The sequence below is a fragment of the Paucilactobacillus kaifaensis genome (assembly GCF_005405145.1).
Taxonomy (GTDB): domain Bacteria; phylum Bacillota; class Bacilli; order Lactobacillales; family Lactobacillaceae; genus Paucilactobacillus; species Paucilactobacillus kaifaensis.
In genome coordinates, this window is sequence record NZ_BJDM01000008.1 from 16,774 (window position 1) to 33,486 (window position 16,713).

Annotated in this window: 19 protein-coding genes; 3 read left to right on the top strand and 16 right to left on the bottom strand. The window is 38.7% G+C overall.

What is annotated here, in order from left to right; translation table 11 throughout:
• Window positions 1-13: 13 nt before the first annotated feature.
• Window positions 14-430 carry a DUF948 domain-containing protein gene (locus FFM51_RS04830; protein WP_137597508.1) on the bottom strand — a complete coding sequence of 139 codons (417 nt, stop codon included), beginning with the start codon at window positions 428-430 and terminating at the stop codon, window positions 14-16.
• Between the two features lie 162 nt (window positions 431-592).
• Here FFM51_RS04830 and FFM51_RS04835 point away from each other — a divergent pair, with 162 nt between their 5' ends.
• Window positions 593-1,459 carry a mechanosensitive ion channel family protein gene (locus FFM51_RS04835; protein WP_137597509.1) on the top strand — a complete coding sequence of 289 codons (867 nt, stop codon included), beginning with the start codon at window positions 593-595 and terminating at the stop codon, window positions 1,457-1,459.
• A gap of 80 nt (window positions 1,460-1,539) precedes the next feature.
• On the opposite strand, the gene FFM51_RS04840 is transcribed toward FFM51_RS04835, so the two are convergent.
• The 6 genes from FFM51_RS04840 to murI form a co-directional block, all read right to left on the bottom strand.
• Complete coding sequence (locus FFM51_RS04840) at window positions 1,540-2,685, bottom strand: N-acetyldiaminopimelate deacetylase (RefSeq protein ID WP_137597510.1); 1,146 nt, start codon at window positions 2,683-2,685, stop codon at window positions 1,540-1,542.
• A gap of 17 nt (window positions 2,686-2,702) precedes the next feature.
• Window positions 2,703-3,413 carry a 2,3,4,5-tetrahydropyridine-2,6-dicarboxylate N-acetyltransferase gene (dapD, locus tag FFM51_RS04845; protein ID WP_137597511.1) on the bottom strand — a complete coding sequence of 237 codons (711 nt, stop codon included), beginning with the start codon at window positions 3,411-3,413 and terminating at the stop codon, window positions 2,703-2,705.
• A 24-nt stretch (window positions 3,414-3,437) separates the two neighbouring features.
• The gene (cbpB, locus tag FFM51_RS04850) at window positions 3,438-3,905 is read right to left on the bottom strand and encodes a cyclic-di-AMP-binding protein CbpB (RefSeq protein WP_137597512.1); all 468 of its coding nucleotides are present in this window, start codon (window positions 3,903-3,905) and stop codon (window positions 3,438-3,440) included.
• 112 nt (window positions 3,906-4,017) lie between these two features.
• Window positions 4,018-4,539, bottom strand: a complete 522-nt coding sequence (locus FFM51_RS04855; protein WP_137597513.1) for a metallophosphoesterase — start codon at window positions 4,537-4,539, stop codon at window positions 4,018-4,020.
• The gene (locus FFM51_RS04860) at window positions 4,536-5,135 is read right to left on the bottom strand and encodes an XTP/dITP diphosphatase (RefSeq protein ID WP_137597514.1); all 600 of its coding nucleotides are present in this window, start codon (window positions 5,133-5,135) and stop codon (window positions 4,536-4,538) included. Before FFM51_RS04860 ends, FFM51_RS04855 begins: the two co-directional genes overlap by 4 nt.
• A 3-nt stretch (window positions 5,136-5,138) precedes the next feature.
• Complete coding sequence (gene murI / locus FFM51_RS04865) at window positions 5,139-5,939, bottom strand: glutamate racemase (protein WP_137597515.1); 801 nt, start codon at window positions 5,937-5,939, stop codon at window positions 5,139-5,141.
• Between the two features lie 151 nt (window positions 5,940-6,090).
• On the opposite strand from murI, the gene FFM51_RS04870 reads away from it, so the two are divergent.
• On the top strand, window positions 6,091-6,582 hold the full coding sequence (locus FFM51_RS04870; protein WP_137597516.1) for a YslB family protein: 492 nt from the start codon (window positions 6,091-6,093) through the stop codon (window positions 6,580-6,582).
• Window positions 6,583-6,631: 49 nt separating this feature from the next.
• Here the strand turns inward: FFM51_RS04870 and trxA are convergent, their stop codons facing one another.
• The 4 genes from trxA to FFM51_RS04890 all read right to left on the bottom strand — a co-directional run bounded on the left by trxA (window position 6,632) and on the right by FFM51_RS04890 (window position 10,206).
• Complete coding sequence (gene trxA / locus FFM51_RS04875) at window positions 6,632-6,946, bottom strand: thioredoxin (protein ID WP_137597517.1); 315 nt, start codon at window positions 6,944-6,946, stop codon at window positions 6,632-6,634.
• 80 nt (window positions 6,947-7,026) lie between these two features.
• Window positions 7,027-9,402 (bottom strand): endonuclease MutS2, encoded by a 2,376-nt coding sequence (locus tag FFM51_RS04880; RefSeq protein ID WP_137597518.1) that lies wholly within the window; start codon window positions 9,400-9,402, stop codon window positions 7,027-7,029.
• A 21-nt stretch (window positions 9,403-9,423) separates the two neighbouring features.
• Window positions 9,424-9,957 (bottom strand): CvpA family protein, encoded by a 534-nt coding sequence (locus tag FFM51_RS04885; protein WP_137597519.1) that lies wholly within the window; start codon window positions 9,955-9,957, stop codon window positions 9,424-9,426.
• Window positions 9,958-10,206 carry a cell division protein ZapA gene (locus FFM51_RS04890; RefSeq protein WP_137597520.1) on the bottom strand — a complete coding sequence of 83 codons (249 nt, stop codon included), beginning with the start codon at window positions 10,204-10,206 and terminating at the stop codon, window positions 9,958-9,960.
• A 112-nt stretch (window positions 10,207-10,318) separates the two neighbouring features.
• Here FFM51_RS04890 and rnhC point away from each other — a divergent pair, with 112 nt between their 5' ends.
• The gene (rnhC, locus tag FFM51_RS04895) at window positions 10,319-11,236 is read left to right on the top strand and encodes a ribonuclease HIII (protein ID WP_137597521.1); all 918 of its coding nucleotides are present in this window, start codon (window positions 10,319-10,321) and stop codon (window positions 11,234-11,236) included.
• A gap of 68 nt (window positions 11,237-11,304) precedes the next feature.
• Here the strand turns inward: rnhC and FFM51_RS04900 are convergent, their stop codons facing one another.
• From FFM51_RS04900 to FFM51_RS04920, 5 genes are all read right to left on the bottom strand, one after another.
• Window positions 11,305-11,619, bottom strand: a complete 315-nt coding sequence (locus FFM51_RS04900) for a DUF1292 domain-containing protein (RefSeq protein WP_137597522.1) — start codon at window positions 11,617-11,619, stop codon at window positions 11,305-11,307.
• Window positions 11,620-11,628: 9 nt separating this feature from the next.
• A complete protein-coding gene (gene ruvX / locus FFM51_RS04905) occupies window positions 11,629-12,066 on the bottom strand; it encodes a Holliday junction resolvase RuvX (RefSeq protein WP_137597523.1) in 438 nt (145 codons plus the stop codon).
• Window positions 12,066-12,326 (bottom strand): IreB family regulatory phosphoprotein, encoded by a 261-nt coding sequence (locus FFM51_RS04910; RefSeq protein WP_307722379.1) that lies wholly within the window; start codon window positions 12,324-12,326, stop codon window positions 12,066-12,068. The genes ruvX and FFM51_RS04910 overlap by 1 nt, the downstream gene beginning before the upstream one ends.
• A 115-nt stretch (window positions 12,327-12,441) precedes the next feature.
• The gene (gene alaS / locus FFM51_RS04915; RefSeq protein ID WP_137597524.1) at window positions 12,442-15,093 is read right to left on the bottom strand and encodes an alanine--tRNA ligase; all 2,652 of its coding nucleotides are present in this window, start codon (window positions 15,091-15,093) and stop codon (window positions 12,442-12,444) included.
• A 266-nt stretch (window positions 15,094-15,359) separates the two neighbouring features.
• Complete coding sequence (locus tag FFM51_RS04920; protein WP_137597525.1) at window positions 15,360-16,712, bottom strand: DEAD/DEAH box helicase; 1,353 nt, start codon at window positions 16,710-16,712, stop codon at window positions 15,360-15,362.
• Between the last annotated feature and the right edge of the window lies 1 nt (window position 16,713).

The window sequence follows — 16,713 nt, forward strand, 5'->3', positions numbered from 1 at the left end:
TCTCTATTAAAAACTATTTGTTTAATTTTCTATTTTTGTGACGTTGCCAAAAACCACTTACTGCTGATCTACCAAACGAAGCTACAATTCCTGCCCCTACAGTCTTCTTTGCATTGCCCGAAAAACGGTCAGTAATCCTGCGGGTTGCAGAATTTAAATCTGACACGCTTGTTCCCAAGTCAGCAACCGCCTGAAAAGCAGGATCAACGATCGCTGATTTTTGATTAACATCTTCCAGCAGCTCGTTTGCATTACTCAAAATTACTTCTACTTCTTTGCTAAGCGCATCAGCATCATTGGTTAAAACATTGATACTTCGGTTTGTTTCCTTTAGCGTGGTACTTAATCGAACCAAAAAATAACCGATAAATAACACCAAAATTAAAAACGCAATGGCAGCGATGAGTCCAGCAACTTGTCCTAGAGTCATTTAACGAAACCTCCTTGAGTGGCTAACGTATTTGTAAATTAAGCATATCACGACCACTAGTCAACCGCAATTAAAACAAATAGTTTTCCTATTTGTTGTCTGGTTGTTAGCTCCGATTTTTGGTAGAATAAGTGCAGTTATCTTACTCGGAGGTCTTACTTAGTGAACCAATTATTATTATTAGCAACTTTAAATTCAAAGTTAACCCAGCAAACCCAAAGTTTTACCAGTTATTTCACTAAGATAGATTGGGAAACAATTGGAGAACATATTGCTAGTCGGTTTTTATTACTACTTGTAATTACCATTGTTTTTGGCCTGATTATTTGGATTGGTCGTCTCACTATCAACCATGCCTTTAAGCGTTATATCAGTCGTTCACCACTGACGACCAACCGAACGAACACAATTCATGCTTTGAGTCTGAATATTTTTCGCTACACTTGCTTCTTCTTTTATTTATATGCCATTTTATCATTGATCGGGGTTCCAGTTGGTACCTTAATTGCCGGTGCTGGAATATTTAGTATCGCATTAGGTTTAGGTGCCCAGGGATTTGTTAACGATGTCGTGACTGGCTTTTTTATTTTGCTGGAGCAACAACTAGATGTTGGTGACACAGTTGCAATCGGGGCTATTAAAGGAACTGTCACCGCCCTTGGAATTAGGACTACACAAGTAACCAGCCCAGATGGAACACTTAATTTTATTCCCAATCGCAACATTACCATTGTCAGTAATTTTTCACGTAATAACATGCGTGTCCTCATAGATATTAAAATTAGTACCACAACCGAATTGGCCCAACTTAAGCAACAAATAAAACAGGTTAATGCTGATTTAGTACCACAATTTACTGAATTACAAACAGCTCCTGATATTGTTGGCCCCACTCTCAACCAAGATAATGTCCTAGTGTACCGAGTTGTTTTAATGACAGCTAATGGAACCCAAGAAAAAATAAGAAGTGCTTTCTTATCAGCTTACCTAGATGCAATTCGACAAGCCAATATAACATTAATACCTTAAAAAGCAGGATCCTGTCATCACTGACATGATCCTGCTTTTTTAACTATCTAGCCTGCGTTTTAACTTTTTCATCAATCTAATTATTCTGCCAGACGATGTTCAAGATAACCTGTAATCGCACCGACTCCAGCAGCAATCGCGTCTGTGTTTGGTGCCATTTTTTCACTGTGCAATGAATACGGACTATCAACGCCGAGCCAAAACATAGTACCCGGAATTTTAGAAATTAGATAACCGAAGTCTTCACCAGTCATTGCTGGTTTAGTTTCAACAAAATTAACATCATTTTGTGACTGCATATAATCCATAAAGTCAGCTGTAATCGCAGCATTATTTTCAACCGGCAGATAACCACCTTGATGCAATTGCAGCGAAACTTCACAACCATAGGCTAAAGCGACCCCCTGAGCGATTGCACGGACTCGCTTTTGCATCTGCTGATTATTGACTTGTGTCAATGCACGGATGGTTCCATCAATATGCGCGTGCCCCGCAATCACATTGCCTGTCTCACCAGCACTTAAATGTCCTAGTGTAACAACGCCACCTTCGATCGGATCGACGCTGCGACTCACAATTGTTTGAATTTGCATTACAAACGCACTCGCTGCAACCACCATGTCATTGGCATCATGTGGGTAAGCCGCATGACCACTTTTACCGTTGAAATCCACATGAATTTCACAAGTCCCAGCAAATAAAGTACCATTTAAACAACCAATCGCACCAGCAGGTAATTGTGGGTTGTCATGAAGTGCATAAATCTCATCCGGCATCCATTCATCTAATGCACCGCTTTGATAGAGTTGCATTCCACCACTATGGTTTTCCTCTGATGGTTGAAAAATAAAGACCAAATCACTATTGGGTTGGTGATTAGCAAAGTAGCTAAGTACACCTAATGCCACGGTCATATGAATATCATGACCACATGCATGCATTTTTCCTTCAATTTTAGAGCTGTACGGTAACCCAGTTTGCTCGGACACTGGTAATGCATCAATATCAGTTCGATAACCTGTCATTTTATCATGTGACTGACCAGCAACTTTAACTAATAATGCAGTCGGTAACGCTGCTACTTCCTTAATACTAAGATATTGTTGCGGCATTTGTTTGATTATTGACAATAAATAATCGTGAGTTTTAAATTCTTCCAACCCTAACTCTGGAAATTGGTGTAGATGACGATAAATGGTTAATAATTCCTCAGTTGTCAAAATCATTTGTTTAACCACCCATCCTACAATTTACGTAATTCATCCATTAACTCTGTTTTACTTTTAGTCTTGTCGTCAATATCCTTAATTTTGACTGCAGGAACACCGGCTACTACAGTGTTAGCCGCAACATCCTTGGTAACCACAGCTCCAGCCCCAACGACAGCTCCAGCTCCAACATGAACCCCTTCCAAAACAACACAGTTAGCACCAATCAAAACGTCATCTTCCACAATTACGGGGGTAGCCGAAGGTGGTTCTACCACACCAGCAAGCACAGTGCCCGCACCAATATGACAGTTTTGACCAACAATTGCTCTACCACCTAAAACGGCACCCATGTCAATCATTGTATTGGCACCAATTTCAGCACCAATATTAATCTGAGCGCCCATCATGATCACAGCATTATCACCAATTAATACTTGCTCGCGAATCACTGCACCTGGTTCAATACGCGCGTTGATTTCCTTCATGTCTAACAATGGCACACCAGAATTACGGCGATCATTTTCAATTTCGAAATCAACAATTTCAGCCTTGTGATTGGTCAAAAACGGCTTTACATCTTTCCAATCTCCAAAGATAACCCCGCTATTTTCTTCCACAAATGGTCTAATATTTGCTGGAAAAATTAGGTCCTTTAGATTCCCGCGAACATAAACCTTAACAGGTGTTTTCTTCGCTGAATTGCCGATATAATCAATAATTGCTTGTGCATCTAGTTTTGCCATACTATCTCCCCTACTCATCTATTTTTAATGTTTACTTGTAATATCATATTCCTCATCAATGTCATGAGCAAGATGATTTACTGCTTTAAAGATCTCACGTCGAGTCACAATCCCCGTAAAATCTCCATTTTCAGCGACGACTGGTAAAAATGGTTGATCCGTCAATAAATGCAAGTTCTGTTCAACATCATACGGATCTACAATCGTTGGTGCATCAGTTTGCATCACCTGTTCTACTTTTATATGCTTTAATTTTTCAACGTCCACGCTTTCAGTTTCGAGCATTTGCTCTGTAATCATCGGCAAGGATAATAAGCCACGATACTTGCCATCCTTATCAAGCACAATAATCTTTGCATATCGCACTTTAGTTAATACCAAAAAAGCATGGTACAAATTATTTGTATTCATCACATTGGCAACCACACTGCCAGGGATTAAGAACTTTTCTTGATGATCGGTTAACATTCGTTTAACCGCTGAATCAATCATAAATAGTTTCCTCCTTCATTGGCTTAATTGTATCTAAAAAAGACCCATTTTTGTAATCATGTCACTAAGATTTGTTAAACTTTAATGTTAACCTCAATCATTTTTCATATCCTCAAGGTCGATGAAAAATAAATGACAATTCTTTGAGCGCTTTAAATTGACGGTTGTAAAACTGCACATTAAATTGTTCTGGCGTGACATCTACAATGGCATACGTTCCACCAATTGAAGTAAATTCTCCTCGGGGTAAGCTAATGCTACCAGGATTTAAAAATAATGTTCCCTCGCTCATAACAACACCTAATTTATGCGTGTGACCAAAAAAAACGAGATTAGCTTCCTTTTCTTGTGCTAAAAGCTCCAAATTAGTCATCGTAGTATTTACATTTTGCAAATGGCCATGTGTTATCAAAATACAGTCATCATTTCGATTTAATATTTTTTGCTGCGGTAGCGCATCATCGAAATCATTATTTCCCTGCACAGTAACAAAATGTTCAAATAAGTTATCACTTGCTGGTAATTGTGAATCACCACAGTGAATCATCAAATCAACATTACCGTAGTATTTGGCATCAAGCGCTACCAAAATATCCCGGTCAAAATGATTATCACTAACAACCAATATTTTCATGCTTCACGCCACCATTCTTGAAATTGCTCGATTAACTTGCGCATTGCCTTACCACGATGACTAATTTCATTTTTTTGTACTGCTGACATTTCCGCCAAAGAACGATTCTTCATAGGAACATAAAATAACGGATCATAACCAAATCCATTGTTTCCTTTTGGCTCAAGCAAAATAAGCCCATCTAACTGACCACTTACGACTAGCTTTTGCCCTGACGGCTTTAAGGCAACCAACGTCGTATTGAAATGAGCAGTTCGTTTTTTCATTGGAACATCCAACAATTTTTGCAGTAACTTATTATTATTTGCTTTGTCGTCATGATCACCAGCATATCGCGCAGAGTGCACTCCAGGTTCACCATTTAAAGCATCTACCAGTAAGCCCGAGTCATCAGCAATAACTGGTAATTTTGTTGAATTAATCACAGCTTGCGCTTTAATCAATGCATTTTCAGCAAATGTATTTCCATTTTCATCAATTTCAAAATCCTGTGAAAAATCAGCTAACGTTTTAATTTCAAGATTAAATGGTTTTAAAATTGCCTGATACTCGCGAGCTTTGTTAGCATTGTTAGTTGCAATTACAATTTCTGCCACTGTTTAATCACCTAACTCAATCTTTTCAATTTTTAAGTGCTCGTTATTTAACCACTTGCTAGCAACCTCGTTAAACTTTTCTGGATTACCAGTTGTATAAAAATGAGCTGTGCCTTTATTTGGCTGAGCCAGCATGTTTTTACGTACAAGTAAGTCTTCAACATTCCTAATAGTAGCTGCGCCAGCATCAATCAAAGGCACCCTTGTTCCCATAACATTGCTAATTTCATCTTCTAATAATGGAAAGTGAGTACAGCCTAATATCAAAACGTCGACATTTTGACCATCGAAAAACGTTAATTTATCAGCTACTTCTTCTTGGGCCTGCTGACTACCAGCCAAGTCATCTTCCACCAACGTAACAAATTCCTGACAAGCTAAACCAATCACTTTTACCGATGAGTCCAACCGGTGAATAGTATCACTATAGGCCTGATCTTCGATTGTCTTTTTGGTACCGATCACACCAATAACTTTGTGTGCTGGAAGTCGCAATGCAGCTTCGCTACCGGGTTCAATTACGCCAATTACAGGAATTGGTAAACTATTCTGTAAATATGGCAATGCAGCAGCAGTTGCAGTATTACAAGCAATTATTAATAGTTTAATATCTCGATGCAATAAAAACTGTGCAATTTGTGTACTAAATAGCTGAATCTCTTCACTTGAACGGACACCATAAGGCAACCTGGCTTGATCCCCCACAAATTCTATTGACTCATTTGGTAATTGCTGTTGTAAGGCTTTGACCGCTGTCAAACCGCCTATTCCAGAATCCATAACCCCAATTGGTCGGTTATCCATATTTAATCATCCTTCCGAATTTACCTGAAACTTAATTATTGCCTTAAGTCACTTGTTTTTCAAGTTAATTCATTAATTTTTAATTACTTTTAACTGGCAGATAAATCTTAAACCTGTATAATAATTATGATTACAAAAAAGGAGCCCAATTATGTCTCAATTAATGTATGATCAATTATTACATAGTGCCACCGGTTTAAATCAAGGAGTACTGCGCGATGTTCTCATTCCGTCCATTTTAGGAGATGAGACTAGTGGAATTTTATATTGGGCCGGTAAAGATCTGGCCCACCAATTTCCCGTTTCAAATTCAGATCAGCTAACACTTATTTTTGAACAACTAGGCTTTGGCCAACTAACAAAACAAAAAAGTTCTGCTAAACAACAGGTCTGGCTATTAGATGGACCTATTGTGGCACAGCGTTTGAAAAATAATCATCCTGATTTTAATCTGGAAGCCGGTTTCATTGCCCAGCAAATTGAGTTTCAGACTAACGCAATTACCGAAGCACAAATTACTGAACAAAAAAAAGGAAATGTCCAAATAACTGTTCAATCTGATCTAAAAGATCCTTCCCTTGATACAGAAGCCATTGAATTTTTAAAAATTGAAACACCCACACCAGAAACAACAGAAGAATAATAAAATAAAAAATGATAAGCAAAAGTAAATTGCTTATCATTTTTTTATTTTATAAATATTGGCCCAAAATTTGTTGTAATTGTTCCTTTGAATGGTATCCCACAATTGAATCCACAACTTGTCCGTCTTTTTTGACTAATAAAGTTGGAATACTCATAATACCAAACTTTTGTGCAGTAGCTGGGTTCTCATCAACATCCATCTTATTAAACTTAACTTGATCACCCATGTCTTTAGCTAACTGCTCAACTACTGGCGACTGCATGCGACAAGGACCACACCAAGTTGCCCAAAAATCTGTCAATGTTACACCACTACCTGTATCTTCTTCAAACGTTTTATCTGTTGTTACATCTACTGCCATCGTTTCTACCTCCTCTTTACAATAACAAGTCTATCAAAATAGTTTAAAAAGACAAAATATTTTGCCTTACTAAAAGTCACCTATTGCAAATAAGCAATCGTAGCCCCATCACCACCAGCGTTTGGCGCAGCATACTCAAATGACGCGACTCGTGAATTGCTCTGCAAATATTCATGAGTGCCTTTTCTCAACGCACCCGTACCCTTGCCATGAATAATGGTAACCGGCGTGAGGTTATTTAAAATTGCATGATCAATAAACTGATCAAGCTCTTGCATTGCCTGCTCATAGCGGTGCCCACGTAAGTCTAGTCGAGCAGTTGCCTGCCTGGTTTGCGTTGTTCGAATTAATGGTCGCTTTTTTGTTTCCGTTCTTTCTTGTGCTAATTTCTGGTCTTGGCTTACTTTCTCAAGGTCTCGTTCATTAACCTGCATTTTCAAAATACCTAATTGAACTTCCCAGTCTGATTGACCTCTTTTTTGAACTAACTCACCATATTGGCCATACGACTTAACCAACACAGCATCTCCAACTGCAAAATCATGCTTTCGTTTCTCACGTTGTAGTACTTTATTATGCTTCAACCGAGGATCTTCAACATGTAGTGCATTCAATTGTCCTTTAGCATCAATTAGCTGATTTTCTTTAACTTCAACTCCCTGCCGCTGTAGCATCCGCAGTTGATCAACAATTTTATCTGCTTTTTGCCGCGCAGCCGAAACTGTATGATTGGCTTCCTGACGCGCCTGTTGCATCAGCTTATCTTTTTGCTCTTCATACTGTTTTAGTTTAGTTGTCAGTTCATCATGTAGTTTTTGTGCTGCAGTCAAATCCTGTTCCAACTTGATTGTTTGATCATGTGCCAACTTACGTTGGGCCACCAAATCACCAATCATGTCGTTCAAATCCTGGCTGTCTTCGCTGGTCAGTGACTTAGCTTCAGCAATAATTCCTTCGTCAAGTCCGAGCCGACTAGCAATTTCCAACGCATTTGATCGACCTGGAATGCCCATCAATAACCGGTATGTTGGTTTCAAGGTAGTTGCGTCGAATTCCATACTAGCATTTGTAGTTTGTGGTCGGTTATAACCATAAACTTTCAACTCTGGATAGTGAGTTGTTGCAACGACCAAACTCCCCTTTGCACCAATTGCATCAAGAATAGCCATTGCCAGAGCAGCTCCTTCTTTCGGATCGGTTCCGGCACCCACTTCATCCAACAACACCAAACTACGAGCATCAATTTGATGCAGAATAGAAATTGTATTATCCATATGCGCTGAAAAAGTACTTAAACTTTGCTCCAAGGACTGTTCGTCCCCAATATCCGCAAACACATCAGAAAAAATACCGATAGTACTTTCTTCATTAGCGGGAATATAAAGTCCCGCCTGTCCCATTAATTGAATTAACCCTAATGTCTTTAAAGTAATCGTTTTTCCACCAGTATTGGGACCCGTAATAACAATTGCTTGGTAGTCGGATCCAATCGAAATATCGTTAGCAACTGCCTTTTTAATATCAAGTAACGGATGCCGTGCCTGACGTAAATCAACATGATTATCTTCATTTAAAATAGGTAATGTATCATGGTTATCATGGGCAAATTGTGCTTTTGCATTAATAAAATCCAGCTTACCCAGTATAGTTTCATTGTGCCCAATATCTGCTCGATATGGAGTGATTAAAGTAGACAAATCCTCCAGTACGTGGATTTCCTCTTGACGTTCCTCAATTTGTGCTTGACGTAACCGATTATTCAGCTCCATCACATCCTGTGGTTCAATAAATAGCGTTTGTCCCGTCTGACTTTGGTCATGAACAACCCCACCAAAATGACTTCGATAGTTAGCCTGGACAGGAATCACATAACGATCATTTCGCATAGTAATAATAGTATCACTAAGATACTTTGCATTCTTACCCCGGGTGTATGCTTCCATCTTTTGGCGTATTTGGGCTTCAGTTTGGGTAATTTTTTGCCGGATTCCATGTAATTTAGACGAGGCTTCATCAGTAATATGTCCATCATTTTCAATAGATATCACCAACCGCTTCGTCACTGTTGGAATAGTAACAATCTCATCAATGTATTTCATAATTGTTTGTAATGGAACAGATTGCTGACGCAACTTATCGAAAAATAGTTTGACACTTCCCGATGCACGCAAAACGCGCCCAATTGCGGCTAATTCGGTAGCACTCAAAGTTGCGTCAATTTTCAAGCGTTTCAACTGAGTGCTAATGTCATCAAGTTGAGGCACTGGAATTAGTCCAACCAAACGTAAGATGTTTGCACCATCCGTTGTTTCAGTCAACAATTGATTTACCTGTTCAAATTCTGTTAGTGGCTCCAACATTTGTAATTCTTTTTTTCCTGCTGCTGTCACCAAATACCTTTTCATTTGATCCTTAACTTGATCAAAGGCTAAAGTTGTTAAAATTTTTTCATTCATAGTAGTCTTAATTCCTTTACTTTAACGCCCAGCCAACCAGTATACAACTTGCTGAGACAACACGGGCGTATTATTAATAATCCACGAGGCCAATCCTGACGTATTAATTTGATTTTGCCACCATTCACTTGGCCACACCTGAAAAATAGTTAGCAAGAAAAAAATACTCATATAGACGATTACGAAGTTAATTAGTCCTCCTAAAATCGCATTTAATTGATGAATAACTGGCAATTTGGTTACCAAACTAAACCGACGTGTTAACCAGCGACAAATAAATAACACCACTATAAAAATGATAATAAATGCCACTCCATTATAAAAGAACTGATTACCATTGCTATCATTTAGTGCACTACCCGCATTTTGAGTCGATGTTTTGAGGATCGGAAATAGACTTGCCAATTGTATACCTAAAAACGATGCACCTGTTTTAGCAACCACCAATGCCACTAAATATCCTACTAGTCCAAGAATCATTCGAACCAATCCGCGATGGTGACCGATGCTAAAGCTAATAATTAGAACAATAATAATGCCGATTGTTAAAATCATTTATTGCCCACTTTCTGAACCGTTAATTTGATTAATTTCTTGTTGTTTACTAATTTGATCTGCCACCGCATTGAAAGCAACTAGATTAGCACGTTGTAACGCACTCAATTCAGGATTCACTTCTTTTAGATGATCAATTTGTTCGTTCACAAGCTGCTGTGCTGCCAGAACTTCTTTTTGAGAACCCGGACCGGCAATAGTGTATTCCTCGCCATCAATTTTTATTTTATATCTTTTATTATTGCTCATATGTGAGCCTCCTAGCTTAACGCAATTATTGTTATTTTAGCATGAACATTTTTTTATTCCCACTTCCGTGATATGCTACACTAGTTTTATTAAACAAAAAGGATGTTTTACCATGCGAGAAGTTCTACAATGCTCGAAATCACAACTAAATCAGATGCAAAAGACATATGCACCATTTACAGTTACTACTCCTAATGGTGCCATTTTTCGCGCCAAGAAAAATGGCATCACAATCACAGCTTACCGATCAGGAAAAGTTATGTTTCAAGGTAATAATACTACAGCCGAATCTAAAATATGGCAACCAAGTGCCATCAGCAAAGAGCCCACCAATAAATCAACTGAATCTGCGGGTCTCCCTGCTGATTTTGCTAACTGGTCTGTCATTGGTTCGGACGAAGTAGGTACTGGTAGTTACTTTGGTCCCTTGACTGTAGCTGCAGTTTATGTTGACAATTCGCATTTAGAGCAGGTCCGCCAACTTGGAATTCAAGATTCAAAAAAGGTGACTGATCCCGAAATTATCCGCATGGCAAAACAACTAATAACATTTCTACCCTATCATGTTGTCAACTTAATGCCAACAAAATATAATCAATTAATGCAGCACTACAATCAAGGCCAATTAAAAGCACTTTGTCATAACCTAGCTCTCCAAACAGTTTTAAATAAAATTAGTCCCACTAAACCAGATGGAATTTTAATTGATCAGTTTGTTGCTCCAGCAACCTACTATCGCTATCTGAAGGGGCAGCCCAACATTATTTCACAAAATGTTTACTTTAAAATTAAGGGTGAGCAAGCTCATTTGGCAGTAGCGGCAGCTTCCATTATCGCTCGTTACGTATCATTAATTGCGATGGATCAATTGACTGAACAGGCAAAAATCACACTTCCGATTGGAGCGGGTAATGCGGTTGATCAAATTGCAGCAAAACTTTTGCGCGAAGGCCACTCGCTGGATCAATTTGCCAAACTACACTTTGCTAATACTGCTAAAGCAAAAAAATTGGCACAACGATATCATTAGAAGTGCTAACTAAAAGGATCTGAACATTTTGTTCGGATCCTTTTAGTTAGCACTAATATTCTAGTTATTTAAACATCAAAATTACCATCGTCATCTAAAAATGTGTTTAAAACTTCTTCAACCATGTCCCATTCGGCATCGTCTTCGATTTGTTCTAGCTCACCTTCAGAAACTTCATCACTACCGTCTTGGACTGGTTGGTACGCATATGCCTGAATATCAACTTCATCGTCATTTTCAGCACTAGCAGGGTATAACAGAATGTAAGATTTACCATAGTCCTTGGAGTCAAATGTAAACAGAACCTTATAAAGTTCTTCATTGCCATCATCATCCACCAATGTAATTAAATCATCATTTTCATTTTGTGCTTGTTCACTCATTACATTTCCTCACAATTCTTGGGTTAACTTGCCATGACCATCTAAATAATTTTGCAAAATTAAGCTTGCCGCTAACTTATCAATAACCTGCTTTTGCTTTTTTCTAGAGGCGTCTGCCTCTTCAATTAGCATTCGTGAGGCTTCAACAGTAGTTAATCGTTCGTCTTGATATTCAATTGGTAAACCAAATGTGGTTTCCAATAGACGACCATAATTTTTTGCGGCTTCAACACGGGGGCCAGAGCTATTGTTCATATTTTTAGGCAACCCCACAACAAAGCCAGCAATTTGGTATTGCTTAACTAAGGATTTAATCCGGTCAATACCAAATTCTTCTTGCTCTTCATTAATTGAAACAATTTCCAACCCTTGAGCAGTCCAGCCCAGCGGGTCACTAATTGCAACACCAACAGTTCTAGATCCGACATCTAATCCCATTAGTCGCATTATGATTCCTCATTAGTTTTCAAATATGAACGAACCAATTCTTCAATAATCTCATCACGCTCATGTTTACGAATTAAATTGCGAGCATCATTTAGTCGTGGAATGTACGCCGGATCTCCCGAAAGTAAATAACCTACAATTTGATTAATCGGATTATAGCCCTTTTCTTCGAGTGCTTGGTAAACTGTATTTAACGTATCTTTAACATCTTTTTGATCTTTGTCCCCAAAGTCAAAAAACATCGTTTTATCTGTTGCCAATTAGTACACCTCCATCAACTCTTATCTCCTCAATTTTACTAAACCATCAAGGAAAGTACAATCATCATGAATTGATGTAACCGATTCGTAACACCGTTGTAATCAGTTCTGCGATTTAGTCATTCAAGTATTGTTCGGCTAATTGAAGTGCTTTTTCAATGCCAGCAGGATTCTTCCCCCCTGCTTGTGCTAAATTAGGTCGGCCACCACCACCGCCACCGATAGCAGGTGCAATTGCTTTAATGATGTCACCAGCCTTAATTCCTGTTTTGATCTTATCATCGCCAACCGCAACCAACATGTTGACTTTACCATCAACTGCATTGGCCAACACCAATACATCAGATAATTTCTTAGCCCGCCAAGAATCAGCTAATTGTCGAATTTGGTCCATTCCGGCAACTTGCACCTGTTCAGCAATCAAAGTTCCTTGCTTAGTTTCTCGAACGTTTGCAAACACGTCTTGTGCTTGCTGTGCAGCAATTTTAGCTTGCAAACTATCATTTTGTCTTTGCAATTGCTTTAACTCATCCTGAAGGCCTTCAACCTTATGTGGTACTTCTTTGACTTGAGGCGCCTTCAAAATAGCCGCTGTTTGAGCCAATAAATTCTCTCGATCATGTAGTAGTTGGTAAGCGTCACTAGCAGTAACTGCTTCAATTCGACGAACCCCAGCTCCAACACCAGCTTCAGAAACAATTTTAAATAGTCCAATTTCATTGGTATTTGTTACGTGATCACCACCACAAAATTCAGTATTAAAATCGCCAATTTTAACCACGCGCACATGATCCCCATATTTTTCACTGAACAATGCGATTGCGCCCATATCTTGCGCCGATTGTAAATCTGTTTCAACTGTTTTCACAGGAATTTCACGCCATATTTGTTCATTAACCATTTGCTCAACACGCTCCAAATCATCTTTGGTTACTGAACCGAAATGGTTAAAATCGAACCGCAAATAATGTTGTTCAACTAAGGAACCAGCTTGTTGAGTATGACCACCCAATATATTCCGCAATGCCTGATCTAACAAATGTGTTGCTGTATGATTCTTTTCAATTTTTAAATGACGCTGACGGTCAACTACTAATTGATAGCGAGCACCCTTCTTTAAAGTTCCTGTCAACTTAATTGAATGTAGATTTTGTCCATTAGGGGCATGCTGAACATCTACCACAGAGCCAATCTTCACTCCCTGATTGTCCAATATCACACCAGTATCAGCAACTTGCCCACCCATTTCAGCATAAAATGGTGTTTGTTCAAAAATAACCTCGGCAGGTTCACCATTGTTAGTTTCATCCACCATCTGCTCATTTTGTGCGATTGCTAATACTTTGGCATCCGATACAACTAGCTTTTCATACCCAACATACTGACTTTCAGCCTTAAAATCAGTCCATAAATCACTTTGAACTCCCATTGATTTACCATTGCCCCGAGCATTGCGAGCACGATTTTGTTGTTGTTTCATTTCATCTTTAAATCCGGCCTCATCAATCGTAATGCCTTCATCAGCAGCATATTCACGTGTTAACTCAACAGGAAATCCATAAGTATCATACAGCTTAAATGCTGTCTTACCTGACATTTGTGTCTTACCTGTTTCTTTAGTATCGCGCATCGCTTGATTTAACAAATCCAAGCCATCATTTAACGTAGCATTAAATCGTTCTTCTTCGGATTGAATTACTGAGGCAATATAATCAGCATTTTTTAATACCTCTGGATAATGGGACTGCATAATTTTTCCGACGGTTGTCACCATCTTAAACAGGAATGGTTCATTAATACCTAATTTCTTTCCATTCACGACTGCACGCCGAATTAACCTTCTAATTACGTACCCGCGACCAACATTAGACGGTAATGCTCCGTCGCCAATTGCAAATGTAATCGCCCGAATATGATCAGCAATAACTTTAAAGGAAACATCATCCAAATCATTTTTGCCGTATTGTTTGTTATCACTCAAAGTCTGCGTTTGTTCAATCAGTGGCAAAAAAAGATCCGTTTCAAAATTTGTTTTGGCATGTTGGAAAATAGAAACAACTCGTTCTAATCCCATTCCAGTATCGATGTTTTTATGTGGTAGTGGTTCATAGGTATCTTCTGGAGTGTGGTTAAATTGTGAAAAAACAATATTCCAGATTTCAAGATAACGTTCGTTTTCGCCACCAGGATAATTTTCAGCATCATCTTTTGCAACATTATTCATTTCCTGACCGCGATCATAGAAAACTTCAGAATCAGGTCCCGAGGGTCCCTGACCAATGTCCCAAAAATTATCTTCATCCTCAATGATGTGATCGGCAGCTACACCGGTTTGTTCCCAAATTGCACGAGTTTCTTTGTCTTTGGGATAAACAGTGATATATAGCTTATCCGCATCAAAACCAAACCACTGATCAGACGTTAGTAGCTCCCACGCCCATGGAATTACCTCTTTTTTAAAATAATCACCCACTGAAAAATTACCAAGCATTTCAAACAAAGTATGGTGACGAGCAGTCTTACCGACATTTTCAATATCATTTGTGCGAATGCTTTTTTGTGAACTAGCTAGTCGTGGATTTTCTGGCACAACGGAACCATCAAAGTACTTTTTCATTGTCGCAACACCTGAGTTAATCCAAAGTAACGTTGGATCATCAACTGGCACAAGTGGTGCACTAGGTTCTATTTTGTGTCCACGTTCCTTAAAGAATTCCAAAAACATTTGTCGTACTTCACTACTAGATAATTGTTTCAATGCTGTCATAAATTCAATCCTACACTTTCCTTTTTTGTATAATAAAATCCACCATTGCCAGCCAAGACGCCTGAAATTAGACGCGGTACCACTTTGCTTGCAACGATGGATCTCGTTAACCACTTAAACTCGATAATGCTGAGTCGCATTTGTCATCACTGGGTAGCATTTAATAAATTTAATCGTTTTTTACAGCAATTCAAAACGTCTCTGAAAAATAAACATTATTAAATATATCCCGAACATGGATATTATAGTTGACCAATTTAATAAAATCAACGGTTACTCTTTTTCTTATCTCGCCGCGCTTTGCGCATGTCATGGCGTAACTCCAACTTACGTTTTTGTCGCTCCTGTTCTGAAATTGCCGACTTAATTTTTTTCTTGTATCCTGGTTTAACCTTTTTCTTGGTCTTTTTAACGTACCCTTGCATGGTACTGTCTAGTTTATCGTGTCGCGGTTGTCGTTTTTCTCTGCGTCGTCGGTCATAAGTATCCACAATTTCATTATTTTTAAGTTCTTTGGGTTTAAATGTAATACCCATCTGTTCTAACTCAGTGACTTTTTGGTCATCCCCTGGTTCATACAGCGTCACTGCAATTCCTGGCATATTATTACGACCTGTTCGGCCAACACGATGAACAAAATATTCCAAATCATTAGGAATCCCATCATTAATGACCATTGAGACCCCTTCAATGTCGATTCCTCGAGCTGCTAAATCAGTTGCCACAACAAACTGAAAATCTAAATTATGGACTTGCCGCATTACTCGCTTACGTTCACGTGGTGCAATGCCTCCGTGAATCATAGCAACTTTTAAATTTTTAGTCTGCAGATAGTGATTAATTTCTTCAACCCGTTCTTTAGTGTTAGCAAAAATTAGCACCAAATAAGGTTCCCCAATGGTCAATAACTGATAAATCAATTCATTTTTACTCTTACTTTTTGTTGACAACAACCAGTTGTCAACGGTTGGACTGATTACCGATGTCACAGGGATTTCTTCAACCACTGGATTATTCATATACTTACGGAGAAACGGCCGTAATTTATCAGGAATCGTGGCAGAAAAGACCATCATTTGAAGGTCTTCTGGCAATGCACCGGCTATTTTATCAACCTGTGCCAAAAAGCCCATATCAAGTGTCATATCAGCCTCATCTACTACAAATTGATGTGCTTGATGAATATCTAACGCTCCACTGCTGATTAAATCAGCAATCCTTCCTGGTGTCCCAACAACAATGTGTGGTTGGTGATTTTTTAATTGCGCAATTTGTCGTTGCTTGTCTGTCCCACCAACATAATTATGAATCCTAAATTCAACTGGCGAAAAAGACGCTAATTGCTTAGCCGCCTCATAAATTTGATATGCTAATTCACGGCTGGGGGTCGTAATGACTATCTGGACATGTTCTTTAGTTGCGTCAATTTGATTGAAAATTGGCAGTAAAAAAGCGTGTGTCTTACCACTTCCAGTTTGCGATTGGCCAACCACACTTTTACCTGCTTGAATGATTGGAATAATCTTTGATTGAACTGGTGTTGGCGTCTGAAAGCCGAGGTCCTTAACTGCGGCTAATATAAATGGTTGCAGGTTAAATGCTGCAAATGAATCCGCCATA

Excerpts from the sequence above, each read along its gene's own strand:
- FFM51_RS04830 (WP_137597508.1), bottom strand. The coding sequence starts at position 430 with ATGACTCTAGGACAAGTTGCTGGACTCATCGCTGCCATTGCGTTTTTA.
- FFM51_RS04840 (WP_137597510.1), bottom strand. The coding sequence starts at position 2,685 with ATGATTTTGACAACTGAGGAATTATTAACCATTTATCGTCATCTACAC.
- dapD (WP_137597511.1), bottom strand. The coding sequence starts at position 3,413 with ATGGCAAAACTAGATGCACAAGCAATTATTGATTATATCGGCAATTCA.
- cbpB (WP_137597512.1), bottom strand. The coding sequence starts at position 3,905 with ATGATTGATTCAGCGGTTAAACGAATGTTAACCGATCATCAAGAAAAG.
- FFM51_RS04855 (WP_137597513.1), bottom strand. The coding sequence starts at position 4,539 with ATGAAAATATTGGTTGTTAGTGATAATCATTTTGACCGGGATATTTTG.
- murI (WP_137597515.1), bottom strand. The coding sequence starts at position 5,939 with ATGGATAACCGACCAATTGGGGTTATGGATTCTGGAATAGGCGGTTTG.
- FFM51_RS04870 (WP_137597516.1), top strand. The coding sequence starts at position 6,091 with ATGTCTCAATTAATGTATGATCAATTATTACATAGTGCCACCGGTTTA.
- trxA (WP_137597517.1), bottom strand. The coding sequence starts at position 6,946 with ATGGCAGTAGATGTAACAACAGATAAAACGTTTGAAGAAGATACAGGT.
- FFM51_RS04880 (WP_137597518.1), bottom strand. The coding sequence starts at position 9,402 with ATGAATGAAAAAATTTTAACAACTTTAGCCTTTGATCAAGTTAAGGAT.
- FFM51_RS04885 (WP_137597519.1), bottom strand. The coding sequence starts at position 9,957 with ATGATTTTAACAATCGGCATTATTATTGTTCTAATTATTAGCTTTAGC.
- FFM51_RS04890 (WP_137597520.1), bottom strand. The coding sequence starts at position 10,206 with ATGAGCAATAATAAAAGATATAAAATAAAAATTGATGGCGAGGAATAC.
- rnhC (WP_137597521.1), top strand. The coding sequence starts at position 10,319 with ATGCGAGAAGTTCTACAATGCTCGAAATCACAACTAAATCAGATGCAA.
- FFM51_RS04900 (WP_137597522.1), bottom strand. The coding sequence starts at position 11,619 with ATGAGTGAACAAGCACAAAATGAAAATGATGATTTAATTACATTGGTG.
- ruvX (WP_137597523.1), bottom strand. The coding sequence starts at position 12,066 with ATGCGACTAATGGGATTAGATGTCGGATCTAGAACTGTTGGTGTTGCA.
- alaS (WP_137597524.1), bottom strand. The coding sequence starts at position 15,093 with ATGACAGCATTGAAACAATTATCTAGTAGTGAAGTACGACAAATGTTT.
- FFM51_RS04920 (WP_137597525.1), bottom strand. The coding sequence starts at position 16,712 with ATGGCGGATTCATTTGCAGCATTTAACCTGCAACCATTTATATTAGCC.